A 25647-nucleotide genomic window follows, 5' to 3' on the forward strand; every position below is an offset into this window, starting at 1 on the left:
CTTTAGCGTGCTGGGGGCTAGCTAAAACACGGTCAAACATCCTTGCCATAAATTGAGGTGGTAGCACTTACTGCGCCTATCCACCGAATAAAAGTGACGTTATTGGATATAGAGTCTGGGGACCCAATAACGCCTGAACTATTGCGTTAACCTGTCCATGGTTAACGGTTTACATAAAACGGCAAGGATGCAAGATGCAGTGCGCTTATTGTTTTTATTAGTTTGTTACTGTGTTTTAGCATGCTGGGGACTAGCTAAAACACGGTCAAACATCCTTGCCATAACTTGGGTGGTAGCGCTTTCATTTATAAAACGCTTATATTTATCCACCGAATAAAAGTGACGTTACTGGATATAGAGTCTGGGGACCCAATAACGCCTGAACTATTGCGTTAACCTGTCCATGGTTAACGGTTTACATAAAACGGCAAGGATGCAAGATTTGGTGCGCTTATTATTAGTATGATTTTGTTGCTATTTGCTTGTGTAATCAGTTTGCTGGGGAACTCACTGAAAACACGGTCATACATCCTTGCCAAAAACGCTAACTAGCTTGCCATTGCTTGTAATTGTTGGCTTAACTGAGTAATTTTTTGTTGTAAATGTGCTATTTCTGACACGATTTCGCCTCGGGTTTCATTTTTACGGGTATCGCTATGTTTTACCCATTTGTAAACCGTCTTTGCTGAAATGCCATATTGTTTAGCTACATCTGATAACAAACGATTATGTTGTTTCACTTCGCTAATCACTTGATGTTGAAAATCGATAGAATAGTGTCTGGCAGTTGCGGTAGTCATGAGATTAATTCCTTATGCTTTATTTGTATTTGCTTGAGCGAGATTCAACTTCATCCCACTGGCTGCAACCAAGATGCGCTAAGAAAAAAATGTTCTGGCGGTATTGTTCAACCAGTTTATTCATCATGACATTGACTGATTTGATGTTATGACCTAGGTTCATTTTACTCATCACTATCTCCTACAACTGACAATGGACTGCTTACAAAATAAACTACTACTTAGTAGGTATATATCTCTATATGAAAAGCGCGTGCCAACTTTTAAATATTTTTTAAATTGTTATTTATCAATACCTTGTGTTTTTATCGATATTTTTAATAAATTTTGATTTTTATTAGATTGGTGCAATTGCACTAAAATGGTGAATCACGGCTTGGCTTTAGTGTAATGATTGTGTGCAGTATGAGTGAGGTTTATGGCAGCTGAAAGTCAGCTTAATGACAAAACGAGGACAGCGTTATACGTTGAATAATGAATCCATACAAATATGATATTAATACTTAACCGTGTGGATTGATGCAGACTCTAAAAAGCGGGTAACAAAGGGGGGGGAGGATATTAGCAGTGCTTACTGATTAATCAGCAGCACTCATCAAATTTGGCGTTAATGAGATGACACACGGCTTCTAGGGCTGCTTCTGCATCGGGACCTTTAGCCGTTACTGTCATCATTTTACCAATTCCGCTTTCAAGCATCAGTAAACCGAGGACACTGGCAGCATTGGCTTGTTTTTCACCCTGTACAAGGGTGATTTCGGCATCAAAATCAGCCGCCAAAATGGCCAGTTTAGTTGCGGCGCGCGCGTGTAATCCTAACTTATTCGATATCGTCACTTGGCGTTTAAACATGATTAACGCTCCACACTGATCATTGGTTACTTTCTTCGATGTCAAGCTCTCTATGTCGAGCGTTTACAGTGTGTTTACTGCCTTGTCTAAAGCGTTTAGCGAGTTGATCGGTAATGTACACTGAGCGATGTTGTCCACCGGTACATCCTATCGCAATCGTCAGGTAACTGCGGTTATTGCGCTCTAGGTGTGGCATCCAGGTTTCAAATAAATTCTCAATTTGCCAAATAAATTTGTTTACCAAAGGCTGACGCCCTAAAAACGCTTGTACGGGTTCATCTAGTCCGGTGTAAGGTCTTAATTCAACTTCCCAGTGTGGGTTTGGTAAAAAGCGCACGTCAAACATAAAGTCGGCTTCGGTAGGCATACCGTGTTTAAATCCAAACGATTCAAAGTTAATCACAAGCTCTTTATCTACACTGCCAAGTAATATCTGCCTAACTTGGTCACTGAGTTCGTAAATATTCAAGGCCGATGTGTCGATATAATGGTCGACAATTTTGGCGATGGGTTCCAATAAGCGACCTTCAAGTTTTATCGCTTCTTGCAGTGAGATGTGATTTTTAGATAACGGGTGTAAGCGGCGGGTTTCGCTGTAGCGTTTAAGCAGTACTTTGTCGCTAGAATTTAAAAAGAAGCTGGTTATTTCAGTATCAGGTTCAAGGATTTTTAATTGCTCTTGCAGTACTTTTCCTTGTTCGGCAATATTGCGCACATCAACACTAATGGCAACCAGGTCATTACTGCCTTTTAATTGCGCTAATAACGTATCGATAAGTGCTAGGGGGAGGTTGTCTACACAATAGTAGCCTAAATCTTCTAGCACTCTAAGAGCGACTGATTTACCTGATCCTGAGCGTCCTGATACGATGACAAGCTTCATTGCGTAATTACCTGATAGAGTTCTGTAGAATCGTGAATTTTACGTAATTGCTTTAGCACTTGTTTATCGCTGAGCTTTTGCGCCATTGATGACAGGGTGCTGAGATGTTGTTGGCATTGATCGGCTGGAACTAACAACGCAAATAAGATATCGACGGGTTGTTTATCGATGGCATCAAAAGGAATGGCCTCTTCGCATTTTACAAAAATAGCGATAGGGTGATCGATTGTGGTCAATCGGCCATGAGGTATCGCAATACCATTTCCTATACCTGTGCTACCCATTTTTTCTCGTGCAAGCAGGCTTTCAAACACCTCTTGTGAAGATAGGGTGGGGTACTGGGCAGCAACTAAGTCGCTGATGAGTTCCAGTACCTTTTTCTTACTGCCCGGTGTGGCACAGGTAGTGCACTCCGGCTGCAGGATGGTACAAAGTTCCATCGTTAGTGTTTTGTATACTTCTCTTTGTGTTTAATTACCTGACGGTCTAGTTTATCTATCAGGGCGTCTATTGCTGCATACATGTCTGTGTTTTCAGACATGGCGAAAATTTCTCTGCCATTGAGGATAATTTTGGCTTCTGCTTTTTGCTGTAATTTTTCAACATTGAGTACAACGTGGACATTATTGATCTGATCGAAGTGTCGTTCAAGCTTAGAAAATTTCTCGCGAACGTATTCACGCAAAGATTCTGTAATTTCAACATGGTGCCCAGATAGATTGATGTGCATTACACTTTTCTCCATTGTTGAGTAAATTTATAAACTCTTACGTTGGTTCGAGGGCGGTATCATCATTGCCTCACGGTATTTTGCAATCGTACGACGAGCAACATTGATGCCCTGTTCTGCCAGAAGTTGCGCCATTTTGCTGTCGCTAAGTGGCTTTTTCTGGTTTTCAGCAGCAACCAGCTTTTTAATAAAAGCACGGATTGCTGTTGATGAGCATTCTCCGCCATCGTCAGTGCTGACATGGCTTGAGAAAAAGTATTTTAGCTCAAATAACCCTCGTGGGGTGTGCATGTATTTTTGAGTCGTTACCCGTGAAATGGTTGATTCGTGCATTTCGACGGCTTCAGCAATGTCGTTTAATACCATGGGTTTCATGGCTTCTTCGCCGTATTCAAAAAAGCCTTGTTGGAATTGCACGATGCAATTAGCCACTTTTAATAGGGTGTCGTTGCGGCTTTCAAGGCTTTTTATAAACCATTTTGCTTCTTGTAAATGCCCACGTATAAATTGGGTGTCCGACGGGTTTTTACTGCTACGTGCCATAGCTGCATATTGTTGATTCACGCCAATTTTGGGCATATTGTCTGGATTTAATTCAACCACCCAGCGACCATTTTTTTTCAGCACGGTCACATCAGGGATCACGTATTCGTCATCCGTGGCGGTGATTAATAAGCCTGGGCGTGGATTGAGTGACTGGATCAAGCCGATGGCGTCGCGTAAATCATCTTCTTTAAGACGGGTTTTACGCATTAGTAATCTAAAATCACGACCAGCGATCAAGTCTAAGTAGTCTTTGATCAAAATACGGGCGTTTTCAATATATGGTGTGTCGCTGGCGTATTGCGCTAATTGGATTAATAGGCATTCGCTTAAGTCACGCGCAGCAACGCCCACAGGGTCAAAGTGCTGAACACGTTTAAGTACGGCTTCTACTTCGTCTAGCTCAACGTTTTCATCACCCATCGCTTCTAAAATTTCTTCGGTACTTTGCGTTAAGTAACCCCGTTCATCAATGGCGTCGATAATGGCGGTTGCAATCGCTAAATCTGTTTCAGAAAATGGCGTAAGATTCTTTTGCCATTCTAAATGTTCATATAACCCTTCAGTGGTTTCACCTTGAAACGGCATGTCGTCATCGCGCATGCTCGCACTGCCTGAACCAGACATTGGTGAGGCGGTATAGACTTCGTCCCACGTGGTATCCATGGGCAAGTCGTCCATGGTTTCTTTGCTCATTGATTCAGTGGTGTCGACAGAGGACGTGTCTTTTTCAACATTAACGGTGCTGTTATCGCTGAAATCGGTGTCAGATTGATCGTGATTTTCTTTTACAGGATCTTTGGCTTGAGAAAACTCATCTTCTATTTCAAGCAATGGGTTTGAGTCCAATGCTTGTTGGATTTCTTGCTGTAGCTCCAATGAAGATAATTGCAGTAAGCGAATGGCTTGCTGCAATTGTGGGGTCATAGTGAGATGCTGACCCATTTTAAGTTGGAGTGACGCTTTCATTTACCGCTTATCCCCAGATGATTTTCATAAAGGTGACAATCTCAAAAACTGTAATAGATTGCCACGTAAGTCAATGATGTTTAGCTCTGTTTAGGTATCGTTCAATGAGATGAAGTAGATAGGCTAACTATAGCTTGAATTGTTCACCTAAGTACACTTCCCGAACTTGTTGATTGCTCAAGATCTCGTCAGGCGTACCTTCGGCAATTAAATTACCCTGGCTTACAATGTAAGCGCGCTCACAAACGTCGAGTGTTTCGCGTACGTTATGGTCGGTAATTAATACACCTAAGCCCCGACTTTTCAGTTGTTGTATGATTTTTTTGATGTCGATAACCGAAATAGGGTCAACACCAGCAAAGGGTTCGTCGAGCAAAATAAATTTTGGGTTTGCCGCTAATGCGCGTGCAATTTCAACCCGACGGCGCTCACCACCAGACAAAGACATACCCTGGCTGTCGCGAATATGGGTAATATGAAACTCTTCTAGCAAGTGCTCAAGCTGTTCAATGCGTTGATCGGTGTTTAGCTCTTTGCGAGTTTGTAATACCGCCATGATATTGTCATGTACTGTTAGCTTGCGGAAAATACTGGCTTCTTGAGGTAAGTAGCCTATGCCTTTGCGAGCTCTAAGGTGCATGGGATCAGATGTTAGGTCGTCTTTATCAATTAAAATACGGCCTTTGTCGCTTTTTACTAGGCCAACGACCATATAAAACGTGGTGGTTTTACCTGCGCCGTTAGGGCCAAGTAAACCAACAATTTGCCCTGTTTTAACCGTTAAGCTTACATCTTTAACAACTTGACGGGCTTTGTAGCTTTTGGCTAGGTTTTCTGCGGTTAAGGTAATTTGGGTCATGGTTTGATCTGCTTGTTGACTGGGATCTCAGGCAGCTTTTGTTTTGGTGCTGACTCGTTTTGGAAATTATCAGGTTGGATAATAGTAATAACCCGGTCTTGACCTTTACCTGTGCTTTCGGCAACTAATTCTTGAGCGGTAATATTGTACTTAATACGATTACCCGTCACCTGGCTACCTGCTTGATTAAGCTTGGCATTACCCGATAAGGTTAATGTGGTCGTTGCTAGGTCGTAAGTGATTTCATTGGCACTTGCAGTACCAATATTGCCATCGTCTAACTCTTGAGAGAAGGTCGCAGGTTTACCTGTAGCGATGAGTCTTTTTGATGTGCTGTTTTCTGGCGTGAAAGCGCGTAGTTCGTCGGCATTAATATTGATGGTGCCTTGCACAATGGTTACCGGACCATTAAAAATAATTTGATTGTTTTTAATGTCAGCAGACTGGCTTACAGAGGAGATTTTTAATTCTTGTTTGAGATCACCTTGCTTTGCCATTGCTGGAATGCTCAGCATGCAAACTAAGCCGCTTAGTAATAGTGCGGCTTGGGCGCGAGAGTAACGATTATTGTGGCTCATATGTTCCTTCTACTTTACTTAGTAGCGATAATTTTTGGGTATTCAAGTCAGCATGCAAGCCTAAACCTTGAATCATAAACCCTTTGCCTTTGATATACACCATCTCTTGTGAGCTGCCTATCATGGTGGATAGATCTAATGTGACCGTTTGTGTGGTCAGTGACTGTAAAGGCTCTTCAATATCAATGGCATCAATAATAACATTATTTTCTAAAATGACTTTATTGGTCTGTTTATTTAATTGACCTCGGTCGGCACTCAGCTGCCATTGGGCTTGGCCATTTTCCGGGTAAATTAAATACACAGGCTCAGTAAAGTGAGTGGTATCACTCGAATCATAATGTTCCATGTGTTTTGCCGATACTTTACTGGCAATTAGCCCTTGTTTGTTAAATTCAGTAGTACGTAAATTGTCGGCAATAAAGTCAGGCCGTTCTATTCCTACTACTTTAATCGCATCCATTTCGCTACGCTTTACTTGGGCTTGCCAATACAACACAAAGGCAAGGCCAAAAAAAGCGGCTATCCCTAGAGTGACTCTGTTCATATACTCATACCGTGGGCGCGAGTAAATTTATCCTGGCTTAGTAATAAGAGGTCAGTGAGTTCACGCAGGGCACCATGGCCACCATTGATAGTGGTGATCATATGGCAATGTTGTTTTACAAATGGATGACCATCTGCAACACATACCGCTAAACCCACTACTTTCATTACGGGTAAATCGACCATGTCGTCTCCAATGTAAGCCACTTCGTCAGCAGTCACATTGTAAAGTGAAAGTAATTGTTCAAATGGTTCAAATTTATTGTCGATGCCTTGATAAATATGTTTAACCCCAAGTGCTGTCATGCGGGTTTCAACAATTTTTGATTTACGGCCAGTGATAACGGCAACATGTATGCCACTGGTTAATACTGAACGCACTCCATAACCATCACGAGTGTGGAATGCTTTTAGCTCTTCGCCTGCATTGCTTAAATAAATACGTCCGTCAGAAAAGACGCCGTCAACATCGCAAATGAGCAGTTTAATTTTTTTAGCTCGTTGCCAAATATCGTCGCTGACCGGGCCGTAAAAGCCTTGATGTGTATCTGACATGGTTAAATCACTCCTGCTTTAACCATATCGAGCATATTTAATGCGCCGATCGGTTGATGCTGTTGGTTAACGACAATCAATCCGTTAATGTTTTTTTCTTCCATGATTTGTAATGCTTTTGCTGCCAAGATACCGCTAGGACTGGTCACACAATTTTGCGTCATCACTTGGGCAATTGATGTGGTGCGTAAGTTCACTTCAGCATCAATAATACGTCGTAAATCACCGTCGGTAAAAATACCCACTAAGGTATTGGTTTTGTCGACAACGGCGGTCATACCCAGGCCTTTTTTCGATATTTCATACAGCGCATCGGTAATGCAAATGTCATCACTTACACTGGGTAAGCTATCACCTTGATGCATCACATCTTCTACTTTTAGCAACAGTTTACGCCCTAAAGCACCGCCGGGGTGTGATAAGGCAAAATCGTCTCGGGTAAAGCCTTTTGCTTGCAGTAATGCGATAGCTAAAGCATCACCCATCGCAAGGGTTGCGGTAGTGCTTGATGTCGGAGCTAACCCTAGCGGGCAGGCCTCTTCTTGTACTTGAATGCACAGATGAATTTTAGCGAGTCGAGCCATGTTTGACTCAGGTTTGCCGGTAACTGAAATCACCGGTACACCCAAGCGTTGAATCACAGGTAGTAAGGTTAAAATTTCACTTGATTCGCCAGAGTTAGAAATCGCCAGTACGATATCATTTTTGTCTAAAGCGCCTAAGTCGCCGTGACTGGCTTCACCGGGATGTACAAAAAAGGCTGGAGTGCCGGTACTCGCAAAGGTGGCTGATATTTTATTACCGATATGGCCTGACTTACCCATACCCATCACAATGACTTTGCCTTTACACTGCATTATAAGCTCGCAGGCCTGGCCAAATTCAACGGAGTCGACGTATTGATATAAATGATCTAATGCCGCTTTTTCGATATCGATAACTTTACGGCCCCATTGGCGAAATTGAGTTTGATCTACCATGAGTGTCTCTCTTTTAGCTTAAGAGTTTACCTTTTTGCTCCAATCTAATGAGATTGAAATACAATAATTTGGTACGCAATAAAGGTGATTAATAACAGGGCGCCATGCCAACGGGTAAGTTGTTTTTTAGCACCACTAGATAACACTAAAACGGCCAGTGCAGCACTGGTTCCCAATACCATGTAGAAATCTCTACCGCTGGCTTGTGCATCGATTTCGCCTGGGGCAATCAACGCAGGTATAGCAAGTACTGCTAAAATATTAAATAAGTTTGAACCAACGATATTACCAATCGCTAAATCATCTTCCTTTTTTAATACGCCAGCAATGCAAGCTGCCAACTCGGGTAAGCTTGTACCAACCGCAATAATAGTCAGTCCAATGACTAAATCAGATAATCCATAAAATTTTGCAATCCCTACCGCGCCGTCAACCATCCAACCCGCTGATAGAGGGAGTAATATAATACCAACTAGCAGCCAAATGATAGCACGAAAGGTAGGGACGTTTTTAGGGATCTCAGACTCGAGGTCTTCATCTAAGGTATCTGCCGCTTTATTGCTAGTGGCTTGCCAAATGAAAAAGCTCATTAAGCCAAAAAATAAGATAGTTAACATAATGCCTTCAGCACGGGTTAACAGGCCGTCATGTAATGTGTAGCCCGCAAATACCGTAGCCGCTAACATTAAGGGAATTTCACGCTTTAAGGTTTTTGACCCTACGCTAATCGCACCGAGTAATGCGGTTAATCCTAAAATTAAGGTAATGTTGGCAATGTTTGAGCCTAAAACGTTGCCGACAGCAGTGTCGCGCATATCATTCATTGACGCGCTCGCGGCAACAAACATCTCAGGGGCTGAGCTGCCCATCGCTACGATGGTGAGTCCAATTAGCATTGGCGGTAAGCCTAAATTACGCGCAAATGCAGCTGCACCGTATACAAATCTATCCGCACTCCACACTAAAACAGCAAGCCCTACAATTAGCATTAGGATATTAACTAGCATGTGATTCCCATGATGGTAAATAATTAGCGGGCATTTTCGCTGGATTTTCACTAAATTGAAAGCATTGTGCACTAATTGTATTAACAATGAGCTTTGGTTATATGGATATAGTTGTCGCTCAATGGACAATTACAGTACAATTTGCGCTTCATCTTTTTTTAAGGAAGGTTGTGATCTCCTCAACTCCGATGCCTGATATGAGTAAATCAAATAATTCCCCTTTGGTCGAGATTAACCATTTGGCTTTTAGTCATGGTTCTCGAGTGATTTATAAAGATATTTCGTTAACGATACCTAAAGGTAAAGTGACCGCTATTATGGGCCCTAGCGGTATAGGTAAAACGACGTTATTAAAATTGATTGGTGGGCAACTTACACCCAATAGTGGCCACATTTTATTTGATGGCCAAGATGTACATAAATTAAAGCGTGAAGAGTTATTTGAGTTACGTAAACGCATGAGCATGCTTTTTCAAAGCGGTGCGATGTTTACCGATTTAAATGTATTCGATAATGTCGCGTTTGCATTACGAGAGCATTCAGGGTTACCTGAAGAGATTATTCGCTCAATTGTGCTGATGAAATTACAAGCTGTGGGACTTCGCGGTGCCGCTTATTTAATGCCTAACGAGCTTTCTGGTGGTATGCAACGTCGTGCCGCACTTGCCCGGGCGATTGCGCTTGAGCCTGAAATGATTTTGTACGATGAGCCTTTTGCGGGCCAGGATCCTATTTCAATGGGGATGCTCGTAAAATTAATTCGTGAGCTCTCAGATACGCTTAAACTCACTTCCGTTGTGGTGTCTCACGACGTCGATGAAGTGCTGGGTATTGCAGATTATGTGTATGTGATTGCAGAAAAAAAAGTGATTGCACATGGAACGCCAGAGCAATTGCGCTTGTCTGATAACCCGCAATTAATTCAGTTTATCCAAGGCGCGCCAGATGGTCCGGTACCATTTCATTATCCTGCCGAGGATTATCAAGAGGAGTTATTGCGTGGGCGTAATTGATAATATTGCCGACATGGGCAAATATGCGTTAAAGATGATCTCCGGATTAGGCCGAGCTGGTTTAATGCTGTGGGGCGCTGTGGTTCGTGTGCCTAATGTTAAAAAAGGTTTGCCACTACTTACCAAGCAAATATATGTGCTGGGTGTGCGCTCCATGGTGATTATCCTGGTATCGGGCTTGTTTATCGGTATGGTGTTAGCGTTGCAGGGCTACAATATTCTTGTTGGCTTTGGTACGGAAGAAAGTTTGGGCCCAATGGTGGCGCTTAGCTTGTTACGTGAACTCGGTCCTGTGGTTGCCGCCCTATTATTTGCCGGGCGGGCTGGGTCTGCACTAACGGCAGAGATTGGTTTAATGAAATCGACTGAACAGTTATCCAGTTTAGAGATGATGGCAATCGACCCTTTACGGCAAATCATTGCCCCTCGTTTTTGGGCTGGGGTGATCAGTATGCCTCTGCTTGCTTTGATGTTCAGTTTAGTGGGCATTATGGGCGGCCATCTGGTAGGTGTTGAATGGAAAGGCATTGATAGCGGTGCATTTTGGTCTATTCTTCAAGCATCTGTAGAGTGGGAACAGGATATTGTTAACAGCTTGATTAAGAGTGTTATTTTTGGTGTGGTGGTGACTTGGATAGCCTTGTACAGAGGATACGAAGTACAACCTAACCCAGAAGGTATTAGCCGAGCGACAACTTCAACGGTTGTGCAGGCCAGTTTAGCTGTTTTAGCGCTGGACTTTTTGCTGACTGCAATCATGTTCGGAAATTAAGATTTTTTCATTGTTTAGTTTAATTGAAGTGGTTTAAGAGTATGTTGACACGGAAAATTGAGTTACTAGTAGGCGTGTTTTTATTGTCAGGTTTGTTGGCCTTTTGTGCATTGGTATTTAATGTTGCTAATGTTGAAGTCAAGTCAAGTGACCAAACTTATACATTAGTTGCCGAGTTTAATAATATCGGTGGATTAAAAGTACGCTCGCCAGTCAAAGTTGGTGGGGTGGTTGTTGGTCGTGTGACCGACATTACCTTAGATACTCGTAAGCTGATCCCTGTGGTGACGTTAACGATGGACAAACGCTATGATGAGTTCCCTGAAACCAGCAGTTTAGCTATTTTGACTTCAGGTTTATTAGGTGAGCAATTTATTGGCTTAACCCCGGGCTTTATGGATGATGATATTGCCATGCTGGTTGATGGCGATAAGGTTCATGATACGCGTGGCGCATTGATTCTCGAAGATTTAATTGGTCAACTTTTATACAGTATGTCGTCTAAAGACAATTAGGAGCTTTATAATGAAGGCACTTTTTCATCGTGTAATGGCTGTATGTTTAATTGCGAGTGCAGCACTTAGCTCAGGCGTAATGGCGGCTAATGACGAGATTAACACCAGTGACCCATATGAAATGATCAAGCAAGTCGCCAATAAGACATTTGATCGTTTTAAGCAAGATAGAGCATTAATCGATAGCGATTTAAGTCACTTAAAAGTGATAGTAAATGAAGAATTAATGCCATACGTTGATTATAAATATGCAGCATACAAAGTAATGGGGCAGTATTTACGTGACACCACACCCGATCAACGTGACCGTTTTGTTGAAGCATTTGAAGGCTACCTAGTCGCAACGTATGCACAAGCATTAACAGAATATACCGACCAGGCTGTTGAGTTTGATCCTGCTAGTGATTTTAGTGACGAAAAAATTGTTGAAATCAACGTGCAAATTATTGAAAAAGGTCGCCCACCGATCAAAATTCAATTTAAAGCCCGTCGTTTAAAAGACAATACTTGGAAAGCATTTGATCTTGTCGCAGAAGGCGTAAGCTTATTGGCTTCTAAGCAGTCTGAGATTTCTAACTTGATCCGTCAGCAAGGTATTGAAGCCGTGATTTCAATGTTGAATGACAAAACTAAGCAAAAAATCGATCGTCAACCCACTAAAGAAGCTGCAGCAGCGTGATTAACTTTAATCAACAAGAGCAGCAGTGCTTCGTTAGCGGACGCTTAACGCAGGTTGAAGTAAAACAATTATGGCCAAAACGCCAACAGTTGTTTACTGATACAACCCAAGTGATAGACTTGTCCGCCCTAGAATATGTAGACAGTGCTGGTGTAGCGTTATTACTTGCATTGGTTCGATTAACTCATTCTGGCAGTAAAAAAGACAGCGCATCGCGGCAGTTGGTTAATCCCAGCGAGCAGCTCAAAAAAATGATTGAGCTATACGATTTAGACGCTTTTTTTAGCCAGACATAGTTGTAGGCGTTTTCGTTGTATAAATACGAGTTTATAAGTGCCAGTTTTATAAGCATCAGATTGACAAGTAAAGGTAATAGATTTCATGGATTGCAAGGTTATTGAACAAATGTTGACAGATGCACTGTCATTAACAGAAGCCCATGTGACTTCAGATGGCAGCCATTACAAAGTGGTTGCAGTTGGAGAGTGCTTCGATGGCATGAGCCGCGTAAAACAGCAACAAGCTATTTATGCTCCACTTTCAGAACAAATTGCCAGTGGTGAACTACACGCGCTAACCATCAAAACATTTACGCCTACCCAGTGGAAGCGTGAAAAACTTTTCAATATGTAAGTACTGAGATTCACAGTGGATAAATTAACTATTAAAGCCAGCAAACCGCTTGCTGGTGAAGTCGTGATCTCGGGTGCTAAAAATGCGGCATTGCCTATTTTAATGGCAGGCGTATTAGCCGAAACAGATTTTATTGTCTCAAACGTGCCTAATTTACGAGACGTCAACACCAGTTGTCAGTTACTACGTTGCTTAGGTGCCGAAGTTGATCAGCTTGAAAATAGCTGCGTACGTATTTCGACCACCAATTTAAATGAGTATTGTGCTCCGTATGATTTAGTTAAAACCATGCGTGCGTCAATCTTGATCCTTGGTCCATTACTTGCGCGCTATGGTACTGCAGATGTGTCTTTACCAGGTGGTTGTGCGATTGGTGCACGCCCTGTTAACTTACACTTGCACGGTTTAGAGCTTATGGGCGCTAAAATCGAAGTGAAAGAAGGCTACATTAAAGCACGTGTAGATGGTCGTCTTAAAGGTGCACATATCTTTATGGATATGGTTAGTGTTGGCGCAACAGAAAACCTATTAATGGCTGCATCACTTGCAGACGGTACAACGGTTATCGAAAACGCTGCACGTGAGCCAGAAGTCACCGATTTAGCGAATTGCTTAGTGGCAATGGGCGCTAAAATTTCAGGCATTGGTACTGCAACATTAACGATTGAAGGCGTTGAGCGTTTATCGGGTTGCGAATACCGTGTTATGCCAGACCGCATTGAAACCGGTTCGTTCTTAGTTGCCGCCGCTGTCACGCGTGGCAAAATTCGTTGTTTGTCTGCTGATCCTAGCGCACTCGAAGCTGTATTACTAAAGCTTGAAGATGCTGGCGCGACCATCACAACGGGTGAAGATTGGATTGAGCTTGATATGCAAGGGCAACGACCTAAGGCCGTTAACATTAAAACCGCGCCATACCCAGCATTTCCTACCGACATGCAAGCGCAGTTTTGTGTGTTAAACGCCCTTGCTGAAGGCACCGGTCGTGTGACTGAAACCATTTTTGAAAACCGCTTTATGCATGTACCAGAAATGAGCCGCATGGGCGCTGACATCGAACTTGAAGGTAATACGTGTATTATCCACGGTATTGAACGTTTAAATGGTGCTCAAGTCATGGCAACCGATTTACGTGCATCAGCAAGTTTAGTGATTGCAGGCCTAATGGCAGACGGTATCACGACCGTTGATCGTATTTACCATTTAGACCGTGGTTACGAGCATATTGAAGCTAAGTTTCAAGGTTTAGGTGCAGAAGTGGTACGGGTTAAATAACCTGATCTCGGGATAATAAACGCCTTTCAAACAGTCCTTTGCCCTGCTGACGGCGTTGAATCGACTTACAATAGGCTAGCTATTGATGCGTCAATTCGCCTTGTTAGCAGAACAAATGACAAGCTTGAAAGTGAGAATGGGTAACATATTGATTTTTAATAGAATAAGTTCATCCCTTATCCCGAGTTCAGGTTAAATAACCTTCATGACGGTACAAAAAAGCCATTCAATGATGAGTTGAATGGCTTTTTTTATGTGCTAATTTTATCTGTTTAATATGAGTATTGAATGAAAGTGGTTATTCAGGTTCATTAATTTTTTCTACAATAATAACCGGGAAAGTTTGAGTTTTACCTTCACGAATGATGACCATGTCCATTCTTGTGCCTGGTGGCGTTTCTGCAATTCGGTCTAACAGCATTTCAACACCGGGAACATCTTCACCATTATATTGAGTAATCACATCACGCGGGGCTAAGCCTGCACGAGCTGCGGGGCCTTCAGGGTCAACACCTGTGACCAATACCCCTTTCATATCGGGTAGGTTGAGGATTTGTGCAACCACCTGGTTAATTGGCTCGCCCGAAATACCTAGGGCGCCACGGATAACACGGCCATGTTTGATTAATTTGTCCATAATGCTATGGGCCAATTTTATGGGAATAGCAAAGCTAATACCGTTACCGCCATTGTCTCCACCCACCTGGAATGCGGCGGTGTTAATACCAATTAATTCCCCATTAGTGTCGATTAATGCGCCACCTGAATTGCCTGCATTAATGGCTGCGTCGGTTTGTAAAAAGTCTAAATAACCAGAGCTTAAACCGTTACGGCCAGTGGCACTGATAATACCTTGGGTAATGGTTTGGCCGATGTTGTACGGATTACCAATCGCTAATACTACATCGCCTACTTGGGCTGGATTATTGAGATTAAACGGTACAATGGGTAAATTATCCCCTTCAATTTTGAGCACGGCTAAATCTGTCACGGGATCGGAGCCAACTACTTCAGCGGTAAATTTGCGCCCATCTTGCAGTGCAATGACAATTTCATCAGCTTTTTTAATCACATGGTAATTGGTAAGCACGTATCCATCTTTGCTCATAATCACCCCAGAGCCTAAGCCCTGTAGTGAACTTGCGTTTAATGGGTTACGTTGGTCAATGCTTAGGCTGTAAATGTTGGCCACGGCAGGTGCTGCACGACGAACGGCTTTGGCAAAAGACAGCTCAGCGCCACCACTGTGTACGGAAGATAAACCTGTATTAAGGGAGTGATTGGGAAGAATCGAGGTGATCACTAAAAAAACAGCTGCCATGATCAGGCCAAATGTCATAGCTTTTACAATATAGATGCACGTGTCTTTTAAATTCATGGCCTGACATTTGTTGAAAAATATGAACTTTATCTTAACATAGCTCAAAAAATTAAGCATCGGCCAAGCTTGCACCGATGCTTAAATCTTCAAGTCAGTTCACACTCATTAACAGCGTGTTAATGAGTGGCTGTAAATCGAAACGAATAATCTACTTTTACTGATTTAGCGTAAAACTAAATACAGTAAATTGTTGTCTCTTAAAATCTTTAACGCCACTGAACTTTGCTTGTCTTCCAGGGCTTCTTTTAATGCTTTTAGGCTGGAAATTTTAGTGCGGTTTAACCCGACAATTAAATCTCCTTCTTGCAATCCACTCATCGCAGCGGGTGAACCTTGAGCAATTTCGGTAATTTCAATACCTTTTTTGCTATCTTCTAATGTGGCACCTTGCAACATTGGATGTACATTGCCTGCTTCAGCTTCCACTTTATCTGCTTCACCTAAAGTGGCTTTAATGGTTTTCTTGTCACCGTCGCGAATAATGCCAAACTCGACTTTAGCGCCTGCGCCCATGGTGGCGACTTTAGCGCGTAATTCTTGGAAGCTCTTAATACTACGGCCATTAATACTGACAATAATATCACCGGCTTTTAGCCCTGCTTTATCGGCAGCACTTTTCGGCATGACTTCGTTAACAAAACCACCGTGTTGTGTGTCTAGGCCAAAAGCCTTTGCTAGCTCATTATCTAAATCACGGCCAGAAACCCCTAATACACCGCGGCGTACTTCACCGTGTTCAATAATTTGATCGACTAAGTTGTGAACCATGTTCGCTGGGATGGCGAAGCCGATGCCTACGTTACCGCCATTTGGGGCAACAATTGCGGTGTTAATCCCAATAAGCTCACCGTTTAAGTTAACTAATGCTCCACCGGAGTTGCCGCTATTAATGGCTGCGTCAGTTTGAATAAAGTTTTCGAGCATTTCGATACCTAAACCGCTGCGGCCAAGGGCGCTCACAATACCAGAGGTAACGGTTTGCCCTAAACCAAATGGATTACCAATCGCTACAGCAAAGTCACCTACGCGAATATTGTCTGAATCAGTTTGGTTAATTTCGGTTAAGTTTTTAGCGTCAATTTGCAACAAGGCAATATCTGACTCTTTATCTGCACCAATGAGTTTGGCTTTGATTTCACGGCCATCATGCAAGCCAATTTGAATATCATCAGCGCCATTGATGACATGGTTGTTGGTGACAATGTAGCCTTTAGCGGCATCAATAATAACCCCCGAGCCTAAACCTCTAAAAGGACGCTCTTGCACTTGCTCTTGCGGCGCATTAGGGCCAAAGAAATAACGAAACACATCTGGCACTCGCTGTTTTGACACTTGAGTGCCCGATACGGCTACCGACACCACAGCTGGGGTCGTACGCTCTAACATTGGGGCTAAGCTCGGTACAGCTTGACCTTCAACCGCTTGTGGAATGGCGGCTTGCGATACAGCAGGGTATAACGACAATGAAGCTGTTAATAGTGCTGCAGAAAGTAGGCTTAATTTGGTTTTCATAGATTAGGTAGCTCCTGATTGCATTCAAGCTTGTAAATAAAATATGTGGCTTGATTGCAAGAATTCAAAGTTAAATATCGTTAATAAATGAGAGTAGACAACACTGCATGTTGTCGCGATAAAAGCTGTTAATAATATGGGTTAATCTGAGTTAATTATTGAGAGTGACGAGTTATTTGTTAGTTCAAATTTGATTAACAAACCTTAATTTGATCCGGTTAAGCGGTTACTCGTATTGAATTTTTAATGTTATTATCCGCAGTAATTTATTGATGTAAGAGAGTCGTAATCGTGACGCAGTTAACCCCTTGGCAGCATTATCAGCAAGACCTTACCCGAGAAGATTTTTCACATGATGCCGCACAAGAGCAGGCTGTTAAGTCATTGCAACGTGTTTATGATGAAATCATCGTAGCCAATAAACCCAGTTCAGGTTTATCTAAATTGTTTTCTGCCGTTGGGGTAAAAGCCAAGCCAGCACCTGTAAAAGGATTATATTTATGGGGCGGAGTCGGGCGCGGCAAAACTTATTTAATGGATACATTTTATGATGCATTACCAGGGGAGCGAAAATTACGGGCGCATTTTCACCGTTTTATGCATCAAGTACATCATGAACTTGACGGTTTAAAAGGGGGGCAAGATCCACTGATTACGATTGCGAAGAAAATGGCTAACCAATATCAGGTTATCTGTTTTGATGAGTTTTTTGTATCAGACATCACCGACGCCATGTTATTGGGAACATTATTCCAAGAACTGTTTAAGCAAGGGGTCGCACTGGTTGCTACATCTAATATTATCCCTGACGAGCTGTATAAAAACGGCTTGCAGCGTGTACGCTTTTTACCTGCTATTGCCCTGATTAATCAACATTGTGAAATTTTAAATGTGGATTCAGGGATTGATTATCGTTTACGGACCTTAGAACAAGCGGAGATTTATCATTATCCACTTGATAAACAGGCAGACATTAATCTTCTACATTACTTCGACCAACTAGCGACAGATGCAGAAAGACAGATTGCGCCTATAGAAATTGATGGTCGGGCGATTAATATCCGTCAGCAATCTAAAGGGGTACTGTTGATTAATTTTAGAGACATGTGCGACGGTCCGCGTTCGCAGCGAGATTACATGGAAATCGCCTGCCTTTATCACACTGTATTGTTAAGTGGTGTAGAGCAAATGGGCGCGCAGCAAACGGGTGATGATATCGCCAGACGATTTTTGGCAATGGTTGATGAGTTTTACGAACGTAATGTTAAATTAATTGTGTCAGCGCAAATAGAACTAGAACACATTTATACTGATGGCCAATTAAGTTTTGAGTTTAGACGTTGTCGTTCGCGGTTAATTGAAATGCAATCACGTGACTACCTCGCCCTAGAGCACTTACCTTAAGCCATTCATTACATCGTGGCAGGCTGAAGGTTGCCTGTAAAATGGCTGTCTCCTTGATGATTAAGCGATTGAATGGCACGCGAAGCTAACTGATCGAATTTTTTATCTTTTTCGCAAAAAAGCAGGTGATTTTTGCATCTGCTTTGCGTATAATCCGCACCCTGCCCACGTTACTCCGCCAATTGGGCGGAAGTTGTAAGCCAATATTCGTGCTCGAAGGGGCAAGAATCGGTAATTTTGTGTTGATTGCATTTGCATTCAGCATGTGAGACAGAATTTTAAACATTGGGTTTTTGTATAATGAAGACTACATATACTGCTACACCAGAGACGGTTACTCGTGACTGGTTCGTTGTTGACGCTGAAGGCAAAACTTTAGGTCGTATTGCAACTGAAATCGCAACTCGCTTACGCGGCAAGCATAAGCCAGAATACACTCCTCACGTTGACACTGGTGATTACATCATCGTTATCAATGCTGAAAAAGTGACTGTAACTGGTAACAAAGCAGCTGGTAAAATTTACTACTCGCATTCAGGTTTCCCTGGTGGCATCAAGCAAATCAGCTTCGAAAAGCTACAGGCTCAAAAACCAGAAATGATTATCGAGAAAGCAGTTAAGGGTATGTTACCAAAAGGTCCTTTGGGCCGTGCTATGTTCCGTAAGCTTAAAGTTTACGCTGGCACTGAACATAACCATGCTGCACAACAACCACAAGTTCTTGATATCTAAACGGGAGTAAGCAAATGTCTGCAACTCAGTACTACGGCACTGGCCGTCGCAAAACATCTACAGCTCGCGTTTTCGCTAAAGCAGGTAGTGGCAATATCATCGTAAACCAACGTCCTTTAGATGTATATTTTGGTCGTGAAACTGCTCGTATGGTTGTTCGTCAACCATTAGAGTTAGTTGAAATGACTGAAAAGTTAGACATCTATGTAACTGTTAAGGGCGGTGGTACTACTGGCCAAGCTGGTGCAATTCGTCACGGTATTACCCGTGCACTTATGCAACTAGATGAAGCTTTACGTCCTACTCTACGTACCGCTGGTTTTGTTACCCGTGATGCTCGTAAAGTTGAACGTAAGAAAGTTGGTCTACGTAAAGCACGTCGTAAGCCACAGTTCTCTAAGCGTTAATTCGTTTTTTGGATTCAAAAAACCCAGCTTATGCTGGGTTTTTTATTGCCTGAAATAAATGTAATACCAATCCTTATTAGAATGTGATCTATTTTAGGCTGCGTCACAAAGGACGAATTTATCAGCGTGATCTTCTTTGTTAGCCTTCTTAAGGTACGACTGCATGGATGCAGGAGGTAGAACAACGCAGGAGCAGTTGTCGACGACTGCATGGATGCAGGAGGTAGAATAACGCAGGAGCAGTTATCGAGCGCACTATGCCCTCAAAGACTGCTCGATTACCGCATTGATAATTTTCGCTAAAAGAGCACATGCTAATGCGGGTTGGTATAGATCATTGTGCGATTTAGCGCATAATCAATAACAGCAGATTGTATTTTTACAAGCGATCGTTGAGGTTTTATACATGAGTTTACAGTTATTAATGACGGCGTTAGGCTTGGTTTTGATTATTGAAGGCCTTGGTCCGCTTATTTTTCCGGCTCAATGGCAAAAATATTTATTAGAGCTTTCAACACAAAAGCAAAATGTTCTCAGGCGCTTAGGTGGCAGTCTAGTCACGGCAGGCGTCGTTTTATTGATCATTTTTCAATAAAATACTTGGCTATAACATACTAAAATCTGTTAAAATTCTATTTTATACCACAAGACGTTGCAGCTAATAATGGGCAAAAATGTAGTCGTACTCGGCACTCAATGGGGTGACGAAGGCAAAGGTAAGATTGTCGACCTTTTAACAGAACAGGCAAAATACGTAGTTCGTTACCAAGGCGGCCATAATGCTGGTCATACTTTGGTAATTGATGGTGAAAAAACCGTTCTTCATTTAATTCCGTCTGGCATTTTACGTGACAATGTAAAATGTATCATCGGTAATGGTGTTGTCGTAGCGCCTGACGCGTTGATGAAAGAAATCAACATGCTTAAAGGCCGCGGTATTCCTGTCGAAGAACGTTTACTTATCTCTGAAGCATGTCCGCTTATTCTTCCATTCCATTGTGCACTTGATATTGCTCGCGAAAAAGCGCGTGGTAATAATGCCATTGGTACAACTGGACGCGGTATTGGTCCTGCATACGAAGACAAAGTGTCGCGTCGCGGTTTACGCATCGGCGATTTGTTTAATGCAGAGCTATTTGCAACTAAGTTACAAGAAGTCATGAAATACCATAACTTCATGCTAACTGAGTACTATCAAGCTGAAGCCGTTGACTATCAACAAACTCTTGACGATGCGTTAGCAATTGCTGACTACTTAAAGAGCATGTGTGTTGACGTAACTGAAATGCTAGATACTGCACGCAAAGCGGGTGAGCCAATTCTATTTGAAGGTGCTCAAGGTACATTATTGGATATTGACCACGGTACTTATCCATTTGTGACCTCATCAAACACGACCGCTGGCGGTGTTGCGACAGGTTCAGGCTTTGGTCCTCGCCATTTAGATTATGTGCTTGGTATCATGAAAGCGTACACCACTCGTGTTGGCGCAGGTCCGTTCCCAACAGAACTGGCTAATGAAATCGGTGATTACATCGGTGAAAAAGGCCAAGAGTTTGGTGCGACAACTGGCCGTAAGCGTCGTCCAGGTTGGTTAGATGCAGTGGCAATGCGCCGTGCAGTACAAATCAACAGTGTTAGCGGTTTCTGTTTAACTAAACTAGACGTATTAGATGGTCTAGAAGAAGTTAAAATCTGTGTAGGCTATGAGTATCCAGATGGTACAGTTGAAAAGGTTACCCCTTTAGCAGCTGAAGGTTACGAGCTAGTGACGCCGGTTTATGAAACCATGCCAGGTTGGAGCGAAAACACCTTTGGTGCAACTTCAATCGAGCAGTTACCTGCGGCAGCTATCAACTATATTAAGCGTCTCGAAGAATTATTAGAAACGCCGGTTGATATTATCTCTACGGGTCCGGACAGAAATCAAACGATGATTTTGCTTAGTCCGTTCAAGTAAAAGCAATAGGCCGCGAAAGCGGCCTTTTTTATAAGTAATGTAAATTTATTAACGACAGCAAAGCGTTTTGTCGGATTGTAGAACTCAAGAAATACACTATACTGCCGATGAATAAGTCATCATAGTGTCATCGAGAATCCTTATGTTGCGTGTATCTCTAGCTTTATTAAGCCTTATTTCTGTTAACGTATTTGCCTTAACAGAAGCGGTCGATATTTATAGTGACAAACAGTTGATCTCGTTAATCCACTCCGATCAGTATTTACAACGTGTTAAGGCCGACGACTGCCAATTAGTGCAGGATATCGAGGCCAGAGCAGAAGTATTACAACAACCCTTGTACCAGTTTTTATGGGGTGAAATGTTGAATAATGGCGTGTGTGTTAGTGCACATCCATCGCGCGGTATGATGTTATTGCAAACATCAGCAGAGCAAGGTAGTTCTGAGGCCATGGTAAAATTGGCGGATTATTATTATCGCGGTAAACTAGTGGTTAAAAATCCTAATCGCGCAGTACAGTACGTATTACCCGCAGCCGCCAATGGTGATGTTTCTGCCAGAATGCTACTAGTACGATTATTTGGCGAAGGTTATGGTAGCCCAACCGATTACGAAATGGGTTATCATTGGTTATATAACAGTATATTTGATAACGATGCCCAGCAGAAAAAGGCCTCGTCTTTATTGCAGATGTTAGCTGCAAAAATGCCCGCCAGTATAGTGGTCAGGGCCCAGCAGCCACAGCTGTACACACGTTAGAAGCTCCACGTTATGGAGCGAATTATTTGGAAATTGAATGATCAACGATCCTCATTTTGAGAGAGAGCAAGACAAGTACGACAATCCTATTCCTAGCCGCGAGTACATTTTAGAATACTTGCGCGCACAAAAGTCTCCCGTTAGCCGCGACAAAATAGCACAAGCATTAAACATTACTGAAGAAGAGCCATTAGAAGCGCTGCGTCGACGCTTGCGCGCTATGGAGCGTGACGGTCAGTTAGTGTTTACTCGTGGTCAAAGCTATGGTCTACCTGAGCGTATGGATTTATTGTCTGGTAGCGTTATTGGCCATCGTGATGGTTTTGGCTTTTTTAAGCCGGACGAGGGCGGTGACGACCTATTTATTAATAACCGCGATATGCTGATGTATTTTCATGGCGACAAAGTCTTGGCCCAAAAAGCCGGTACTGATCGCCGTGGTCGTCGCGAAGCGCGTATTGTCCGTTTGGTGCAAGAGCGCACAGCCGCTTTAGTCGGCCGTTACCATGTTGATGGTGGTATGGGCTTTGTGATTGCTGATGATCGCCGCATCACCCAAGAAATTTTAATCGATAACAACGATCGTAATGGCGCAAGAGCTGGCGATGTTGTTGTGGTTGAACTCACCCGTCGTCCTGGCCGTTTTGTTAAAGCCGCAGCTAAAGTGACCGAAGTATTGGGTAAAACCATGGCACCGGGGATGGAAATCGAAATTGCTTTACGCAATTACGATTTACCGCACACCTGGTCGGCTATTATCGAGAAAAAGCTTAAACGTATTCCTGACGAAGTTACCGAAGAAGATAAACTTGGCCGTGTTGATTTACGTCATTTACCGCTTGTAACTATCGACGGTGAAGATGCGCGCGACTTTGATGATGCGGTATATGCAGAAGCCAAACCAAGCGGTGGCTGGCGTTTATGGGTGGCGATTGCTGATGTCAGTCATTATGTTAGAACCGACTCAGCACTTGATGTAGAAGCTCGTTCACGTGGTAACTCGGTGTATTTCCCGTCGCAAGTGATCCCAATGCTTCCGGAAAAAATCTCTAACGGTTTATGTTCACTAAAACCACAAGTAGACCGTCTGTGTATGGTTGCTGAAATGACCATTTCTGCAGCGGGTAAGCTCTCTGGCACCAAATTTTATCCAGCGGTAATGCACTCGCATGCACGTTTTACTTATACGCAAGTTGCCGACATGCTTGAAGGCGGCCCGATTTTACCTGAACACGAAGCCTTGTTCCCGCACTTATTGTGCTTACAATCTTTGTATCTCACCTTAGATCAGCGCCGAGCTGAACGTGGTGCTATTGCCTTTGAAACATTGGAAACGCAGTTCATTTTCAATGAAGATCGTAAAATTGACAAAATTGTGCCAAGAGGCCGTAACCAAGCGCATAAGATCATCGAAGAATGCATGATTTTAGCTAACGTTGCCTCAGCTAAGTTTGTTAAAAAGCATAAAGGCGAAGTGCTATATCGTGTCCATGAAGCGCCATCTGAGCAAAAATTAGCAAACTTTAAAGAATTTTTAGCTGAGCGTGGTCTAAGCATGGATGGCGGTTTAGAACCGACACCAACCGATTATCAAAACTTGATGTTAAAAATTGCCGACAGACCTGATTTTGAGTTAATTCAAGTCATGCTGTTACGTTCAATGCGCCAAGCTATTTACAGCCCCGATAATGAAGGTCACTTTGGTTTAGCATTAGAGGCGTACTCGCATTTTACTTCGCCAATTCGTCGCTATCCTGATTTGATTTTGCACCGAGTGATTAAGTACTTACTTGCAAAAGAGCAAGGCGAGGTGACTGACAAGTGGACTCAAGGTGGTGGTTATCTTTACCAGATTGAAGAGCTCGATTTACTCGGCGAAGAATGTTCAACCACCGAACGTCGCGCAGATGAAGCCACTCGTGATGTGAGCGATTGGCTTAAATGTGAATACATGCAAGACCACGTAGGTGATACCTTTGATGCAGTTATTGCCTCAGTCACCAGCTTTGGTTTGTTTGTACGCTTAAATGAGCTGTTTATTGATGGATTGGTGCATATTTCTAGCTTAGCCAGTGATTACTATCAATTTGATCAAATGCGTCAGCGTTTAATTGGTGAAAACACTCGCCAAGTTTATCAAGTTGGTGATGAAGTGACGGTGAAGGTTGCTGCGGTAAATTTAGATGATCGTCAAATTGATCTGTTGATGGTTGGTGACAACAGCAAAGGTAGTGGTAAAAAGCCACGTACCGCTAAAGTCATGACCGCACGCGAGCGCGCTAACCTTGAAGGGGCAAAACCGGCTCGTGGTAAGTCTGATGCTAAATCAGATAAGCCAAAATCACGCAAAAGTCGTTCAGGTGCAAAACCTACAGGTACAAAAAAGCCTGCTGGCGCGAAAAAATCATCAGTAAAAGACAATGCGTCTGATGCTGGCAAAACCAAATCTACAGTAAAGAAAACCCCTGCCAAGCGCAGCAAGAGAAAGTAATTAAATGAAAAAACAAGATACTATTTTTGGCATTCATGCCGTTCAAGCCTTATTAGCAAATAGCCCAGAGCGTGTTATTGAGTTGTGGTTATTGCAAGGCCGTGATGATGAACGTTTAATGCCATTAATTAAAACCGCTTCAGAGTTTGGTACTACCTTGCAGCGTGCAGCGCGTAAAGTGTTGGATGAAAAAGCCGGTAGTTCTCAGCATCAAGGTATTGTTGCCCGCGTAAAAGCGGCTAAACCATTAACTGAAAATGATTTAGATGCACTATTAGACAAAACTGCCGTACCATTTTTGCTTATTTTAGATGGCGTGACCGACCCACATAATTTAGGTGCTTGCCTACGTAATGCCGATGCAGCGGGCGTGCACGCTATCATTGTGCCAAAAGATAACTCAGTGGGATTAACCTCAACTGTGAGCAAAGTGGCTTGTGGCGCAGCAGAAACCATTCCGCTGTTTCAAGTGACTAACCTGGCGCGTACTATGCGCCATTTACAAGATAAAGGTGTGTGGATTGTTGGTACTGCAGGCGAAGCCGATGGCAATGTATATCAAGCTGATTTAACAGGTCCATTAGCGATTGCTATGGGCGCAGAAGACAAAGGCTTGCGTCGTTTATCTCGTGAAAGTTGTGACTCGCTTATTTCTATTCCGATGGCGGGTAGTGTGTCGAGCTTAAATGTGTCAGTGGCGACCGGTATTTGTTTATTTGAAGCGGTTAGGCAGCGTTTAGGCGCTTAGTTCCTGAGTTACAGCACCTAATTCGCTTAACCGTTAACGAGTTGAGTTGTTAGTGATAGTAAG

30 protein-coding genes are annotated in these 25647 nt (G+C 42.8%); 15 read left to right on the plus strand and 15 right to left on the minus strand.

The features are described from left to right. Positions 1-548: 548 nt before the first annotated feature. The 13 genes from IEY48_RS16680 to IEY48_RS16740 all read right to left on the minus strand — a co-directional run bounded on the left by IEY48_RS16680 (position 549) and on the right by IEY48_RS16740 (position 9302). The gene (locus tag IEY48_RS16680; RefSeq protein ID WP_188922367.1) at positions 549-800 is read right to left on the minus strand and encodes a transposase; all 252 of its coding nucleotides are present in this window, start codon (positions 798-800) and stop codon (positions 549-551) included. 19 nt (positions 801-819) lie between these two features. Then, a complete protein-coding gene (locus IEY48_RS16685) occupies positions 820-972 on the minus strand; it encodes a hypothetical protein (protein ID WP_188922369.1) in 153 nt (50 codons plus the stop codon). 410 nt (positions 973-1382) lie between these two features. Then, on the minus strand, positions 1383-1652 hold the full coding sequence (locus IEY48_RS16690; protein ID WP_188922371.1) for an HPr family phosphocarrier protein: 270 nt from the start codon (positions 1650-1652) through the stop codon (positions 1383-1385). 19 nt (positions 1653-1671) lie between these two features. Continuing rightward, positions 1672-2535: an RNase adapter RapZ gene (gene rapZ, locus IEY48_RS16695; RefSeq protein WP_188922372.1), complete on the minus strand. Its 864-nt coding sequence runs from the start codon at positions 2533-2535 to the stop codon at positions 1672-1674. Continuing rightward, the gene (gene ptsN, locus IEY48_RS16700) at positions 2532-2975 is read right to left on the minus strand and encodes a PTS IIA-like nitrogen regulatory protein PtsN (RefSeq protein ID WP_188922373.1); all 444 of its coding nucleotides are present in this window, start codon (positions 2973-2975) and stop codon (positions 2532-2534) included. The genes rapZ and ptsN overlap by 4 nt, the downstream gene beginning before the upstream one ends. A 2-nt stretch (positions 2976-2977) precedes the next feature. Then, entirely contained in the window at positions 2978-3265 is a 288-nt protein-coding gene (gene hpf, locus IEY48_RS16705) for a ribosome hibernation promoting factor (RefSeq protein WP_188922375.1), read from the minus strand. A gap of 27 nt (positions 3266-3292) precedes the next feature. After that, a complete protein-coding gene (locus tag IEY48_RS16710; RefSeq protein ID WP_188922377.1) occupies positions 3293-4777 on the minus strand; it encodes an RNA polymerase factor sigma-54 in 1485 nt (494 codons plus the stop codon). A 127-nt stretch (positions 4778-4904) separates the two neighbouring features. Then, positions 4905-5636 carry an LPS export ABC transporter ATP-binding protein gene (gene lptB / locus IEY48_RS16715; RefSeq protein WP_188922379.1) on the minus strand — a complete coding sequence of 244 codons (732 nt, stop codon included), beginning with the start codon at positions 5634-5636 and terminating at the stop codon, positions 4905-4907. Beyond that, positions 5633-6214, minus strand: coding sequence for a lipopolysaccharide transport periplasmic protein LptA (lptA, locus tag IEY48_RS16720; RefSeq protein ID WP_188922381.1), 582 nt, complete (start codon positions 6212-6214; stop codon positions 5633-5635). Before lptA ends, lptB begins: the two co-directional genes overlap by 4 nt. Continuing rightward, a complete protein-coding gene (gene lptC, locus IEY48_RS16725; protein ID WP_188922383.1) occupies positions 6201-6761 on the minus strand; it encodes an LPS export ABC transporter periplasmic protein LptC in 561 nt (186 codons plus the stop codon). The genes lptA and lptC overlap by 14 nt, the downstream gene beginning before the upstream one ends. Then, positions 6758-7315, minus strand: coding sequence for a 3-deoxy-manno-octulosonate-8-phosphatase KdsC (gene kdsC, locus IEY48_RS16730; protein ID WP_188922385.1), 558 nt, complete (start codon positions 7313-7315; stop codon positions 6758-6760). Before kdsC ends, lptC begins: the two co-directional genes overlap by 4 nt. Before the next feature lie 2 nt (positions 7316-7317). Then, a complete protein-coding gene (locus IEY48_RS16735; RefSeq protein ID WP_188922387.1) occupies positions 7318-8295 on the minus strand; it encodes a KpsF/GutQ family sugar-phosphate isomerase in 978 nt (325 codons plus the stop codon). A gap of 44 nt (positions 8296-8339) precedes the next feature. Then, entirely contained in the window at positions 8340-9302 is a 963-nt protein-coding gene (locus IEY48_RS16740; RefSeq protein ID WP_188922389.1) for a calcium/sodium antiporter, read from the minus strand. Positions 9303-9490: 188 nt separating this feature from the next. Here IEY48_RS16740 and IEY48_RS16745 point away from each other — a divergent pair, with 188 nt between their 5' ends. The 7 genes from IEY48_RS16745 to murA all read left to right on the plus strand — a co-directional run bounded on the left by IEY48_RS16745 (position 9491) and on the right by murA (position 14189). Beyond that, complete coding sequence (locus IEY48_RS16745) at positions 9491-10315, plus strand: ATP-binding cassette domain-containing protein (RefSeq protein WP_188922438.1); 825 nt, start codon at positions 9491-9493, stop codon at positions 10313-10315. 13 nt (positions 10316-10328) lie between these two features. After that, positions 10329-11087 (plus strand): lipid asymmetry maintenance ABC transporter permease subunit MlaE, encoded by a 759-nt coding sequence (gene mlaE, locus IEY48_RS16750; protein ID WP_283106276.1) that lies wholly within the window; start codon positions 10329-10331, stop codon positions 11085-11087. A 41-nt stretch (positions 11088-11128) separates the two neighbouring features. Further along, positions 11129-11602 (plus strand): outer membrane lipid asymmetry maintenance protein MlaD, encoded by a 474-nt coding sequence (gene mlaD, locus IEY48_RS16755; protein WP_188922393.1) that lies wholly within the window; start codon positions 11129-11131, stop codon positions 11600-11602. Between the two features lie 79 nt (positions 11603-11681). Then, on the plus strand, positions 11682-12281 hold the full coding sequence (locus IEY48_RS16760) for an MlaC/ttg2D family ABC transporter substrate-binding protein (RefSeq protein ID WP_373293751.1): 600 nt from the start codon (positions 11682-11684) through the stop codon (positions 12279-12281). Continuing rightward, the gene (locus tag IEY48_RS16765; protein ID WP_188922397.1) at positions 12278-12577 is read left to right on the plus strand and encodes an STAS domain-containing protein; all 300 of its coding nucleotides are present in this window, start codon (positions 12278-12280) and stop codon (positions 12575-12577) included. The genes IEY48_RS16760 and IEY48_RS16765 overlap by 4 nt, the downstream gene beginning before the upstream one ends. A gap of 85 nt (positions 12578-12662) precedes the next feature. After that, positions 12663-12914: a BolA family protein gene (locus tag IEY48_RS16770; RefSeq protein WP_188922399.1), complete on the plus strand. Its 252-nt coding sequence runs from the start codon at positions 12663-12665 to the stop codon at positions 12912-12914. Between the two features lie 15 nt (positions 12915-12929). Next, positions 12930-14189 (plus strand): UDP-N-acetylglucosamine 1-carboxyvinyltransferase, encoded by a 1260-nt coding sequence (gene murA, locus IEY48_RS16775; protein ID WP_188922401.1) that lies wholly within the window; start codon positions 12930-12932, stop codon positions 14187-14189. A gap of 298 nt (positions 14190-14487) precedes the next feature. Here murA and degS read toward each other — a convergent pair whose 3' ends face one another. Continuing rightward, complete coding sequence (gene degS / locus IEY48_RS16780; RefSeq protein ID WP_188922403.1) at positions 14488-15567, minus strand: outer membrane-stress sensor serine endopeptidase DegS; 1080 nt, start codon at positions 15565-15567, stop codon at positions 14488-14490. Between the two features lie 165 nt (positions 15568-15732). After that, entirely contained in the window at positions 15733-17082 is a 1350-nt protein-coding gene (gene degQ, locus IEY48_RS16785; protein WP_188922405.1) for a Do family serine endopeptidase DegQ, read from the minus strand. A 291-nt stretch (positions 17083-17373) separates the two neighbouring features. Here degQ and zapE point away from each other — a divergent pair, with 291 nt between their 5' ends. The 8 genes from zapE (at position 17374) to rlmB (ending at position 25584) form a co-directional block, all read left to right on the plus strand. Beyond that, entirely contained in the window at positions 17374-18486 is a 1113-nt protein-coding gene (gene zapE, locus IEY48_RS16790) for a cell division protein ZapE (protein ID WP_188922407.1), read from the plus strand. A 300-nt stretch (positions 18487-18786) separates the two neighbouring features. Further along, positions 18787-19218, plus strand: a complete 432-nt coding sequence (rplM, locus tag IEY48_RS16795; protein ID WP_188922409.1) for a 50S ribosomal protein L13 — start codon at positions 18787-18789, stop codon at positions 19216-19218. A gap of 14 nt (positions 19219-19232) precedes the next feature. After that, positions 19233-19625 (plus strand): 30S ribosomal protein S9, encoded by a 393-nt coding sequence (gene rpsI, locus IEY48_RS16800; protein WP_160052681.1) that lies wholly within the window; start codon positions 19233-19235, stop codon positions 19623-19625. A 406-nt stretch (positions 19626-20031) separates the two neighbouring features. Beyond that, complete coding sequence (locus IEY48_RS16805) at positions 20032-20220, plus strand: DUF2065 domain-containing protein (protein WP_188922411.1); 189 nt, start codon at positions 20032-20034, stop codon at positions 20218-20220. 69 nt (positions 20221-20289) lie between these two features. After that, complete coding sequence (locus IEY48_RS16810; RefSeq protein WP_188922413.1) at positions 20290-21585, plus strand: adenylosuccinate synthase; 1296 nt, start codon at positions 20290-20292, stop codon at positions 21583-21585. A 142-nt stretch (positions 21586-21727) separates the two neighbouring features. After that, on the plus strand, positions 21728-22345 hold the full coding sequence (locus IEY48_RS16815; protein WP_188922415.1) for a tetratricopeptide repeat protein: 618 nt from the start codon (positions 21728-21730) through the stop codon (positions 22343-22345). A gap of 37 nt (positions 22346-22382) precedes the next feature. Beyond that, a complete protein-coding gene (rnr, locus tag IEY48_RS16820) occupies positions 22383-24836 on the plus strand; it encodes a ribonuclease R (protein ID WP_188922417.1) in 2454 nt (817 codons plus the stop codon). Between the two features lie 4 nt (positions 24837-24840). Next, on the plus strand, positions 24841-25584 hold the full coding sequence (rlmB, locus tag IEY48_RS16825; protein WP_188922419.1) for a 23S rRNA (guanosine(2251)-2'-O)-methyltransferase RlmB: 744 nt from the start codon (positions 24841-24843) through the stop codon (positions 25582-25584). Positions 25585-25647 lie beyond the last annotated feature (63 nt).

This window comes from Shewanella saliphila, from assembly GCF_014648295.1.
Lineage (GTDB): Bacteria > Pseudomonadota > Gammaproteobacteria > Enterobacterales > Shewanellaceae > Shewanella > Shewanella saliphila.

Excerpts from the sequence above, each read along its gene's own strand:
- degQ (WP_188922405.1), bottom strand. The coding sequence starts at position 17,082 with ATGAAAACCAAATTAAGCCTACTTTCTGCAGCACTATTAACAGCTTCA.
- IEY48_RS16680 (WP_188922367.1), bottom strand. The coding sequence starts at position 800 with ATGACTACCGCAACTGCCAGACACTATTCTATCGATTTTCAACATCAA.
- rapZ (WP_188922372.1), bottom strand. The coding sequence starts at position 2,535 with ATGAAGCTTGTCATCGTATCAGGACGCTCAGGATCAGGTAAATCAGTC.
- IEY48_RS16745 (WP_188922438.1), top strand. The coding sequence starts at position 9,491 with ATGCCTGATATGAGTAAATCAAATAATTCCCCTTTGGTCGAGATTAAC.
- kdsC (WP_188922385.1), bottom strand. The coding sequence starts at position 7,315 with ATGTCAGATACACATCAAGGCTTTTACGGCCCGGTCAGCGACGATATT.
- IEY48_RS16710 (WP_188922377.1), bottom strand. The coding sequence starts at position 4,777 with ATGAAAGCGTCACTCCAACTTAAAATGGGTCAGCATCTCACTATGACC.
- lptA (WP_188922381.1), bottom strand. The coding sequence starts at position 6,214 with ATGAGCCACAATAATCGTTACTCTCGCGCCCAAGCCGCACTATTACTA.
- mlaE (WP_283106276.1), top strand. The coding sequence starts at position 10,329 with ATGGGCAAATATGCGTTAAAGATGATCTCCGGATTAGGCCGAGCTGGT.
- degS (WP_188922403.1), bottom strand. The coding sequence starts at position 15,567 with ATGAATTTAAAAGACACGTGCATCTATATTGTAAAAGCTATGACATTT.
- IEY48_RS16810 (WP_188922413.1), top strand. The coding sequence starts at position 20,290 with ATGGGCAAAAATGTAGTCGTACTCGGCACTCAATGGGGTGACGAAGGC.
- IEY48_RS16770 (WP_188922399.1), top strand. The coding sequence starts at position 12,663 with ATGGATTGCAAGGTTATTGAACAAATGTTGACAGATGCACTGTCATTA.
- IEY48_RS16760 (WP_373293751.1), top strand. The coding sequence starts at position 11,682 with ATGGCGGCTAATGACGAGATTAACACCAGTGACCCATATGAAATGATC.
- lptC (WP_188922383.1), bottom strand. The coding sequence starts at position 6,761 with ATGAACAGAGTCACTCTAGGGATAGCCGCTTTTTTTGGCCTTGCCTTT.
- IEY48_RS16815 (WP_188922415.1), top strand. The coding sequence starts at position 21,728 with ATGTTGCGTGTATCTCTAGCTTTATTAAGCCTTATTTCTGTTAACGTA.
- ptsN (WP_188922373.1), bottom strand. The coding sequence starts at position 2,975 with ATGGAACTTTGTACCATCCTGCAGCCGGAGTGCACTACCTGTGCCACA.
- IEY48_RS16690 (WP_188922371.1), bottom strand. The coding sequence starts at position 1,652 with ATGTTTAAACGCCAAGTGACGATATCGAATAAGTTAGGATTACACGCG.
- rpsI (WP_160052681.1), top strand. The coding sequence starts at position 19,233 with ATGTCTGCAACTCAGTACTACGGCACTGGCCGTCGCAAAACATCTACA.
- hpf (WP_188922375.1), bottom strand. The coding sequence starts at position 3,265 with ATGCACATCAATCTATCTGGGCACCATGTTGAAATTACAGAATCTTTG.
- rlmB (WP_188922419.1), top strand. The coding sequence starts at position 24,841 with ATGAAAAAACAAGATACTATTTTTGGCATTCATGCCGTTCAAGCCTTA.
- mlaD (WP_188922393.1), top strand. The coding sequence starts at position 11,129 with ATGTTGACACGGAAAATTGAGTTACTAGTAGGCGTGTTTTTATTGTCA.
- rnr (WP_188922417.1), top strand. The coding sequence starts at position 22,383 with ATGATCAACGATCCTCATTTTGAGAGAGAGCAAGACAAGTACGACAAT.
- IEY48_RS16685 (WP_188922369.1), bottom strand. The coding sequence starts at position 972 with ATGAGTAAAATGAACCTAGGTCATAACATCAAATCAGTCAATGTCATG.
- IEY48_RS16740 (WP_188922389.1), bottom strand. The coding sequence starts at position 9,302 with ATGCTAGTTAATATCCTAATGCTAATTGTAGGGCTTGCTGTTTTAGTG.
- IEY48_RS16805 (WP_188922411.1), top strand. The coding sequence starts at position 20,032 with ATGAGTTTACAGTTATTAATGACGGCGTTAGGCTTGGTTTTGATTATT.
- lptB (WP_188922379.1), bottom strand. The coding sequence starts at position 5,636 with ATGACCCAAATTACCTTAACCGCAGAAAACCTAGCCAAAAGCTACAAA.
- IEY48_RS16735 (WP_188922387.1), bottom strand. The coding sequence starts at position 8,295 with ATGGTAGATCAAACTCAATTTCGCCAATGGGGCCGTAAAGTTATCGAT.
- rplM (WP_188922409.1), top strand. The coding sequence starts at position 18,787 with ATGAAGACTACATATACTGCTACACCAGAGACGGTTACTCGTGACTGG.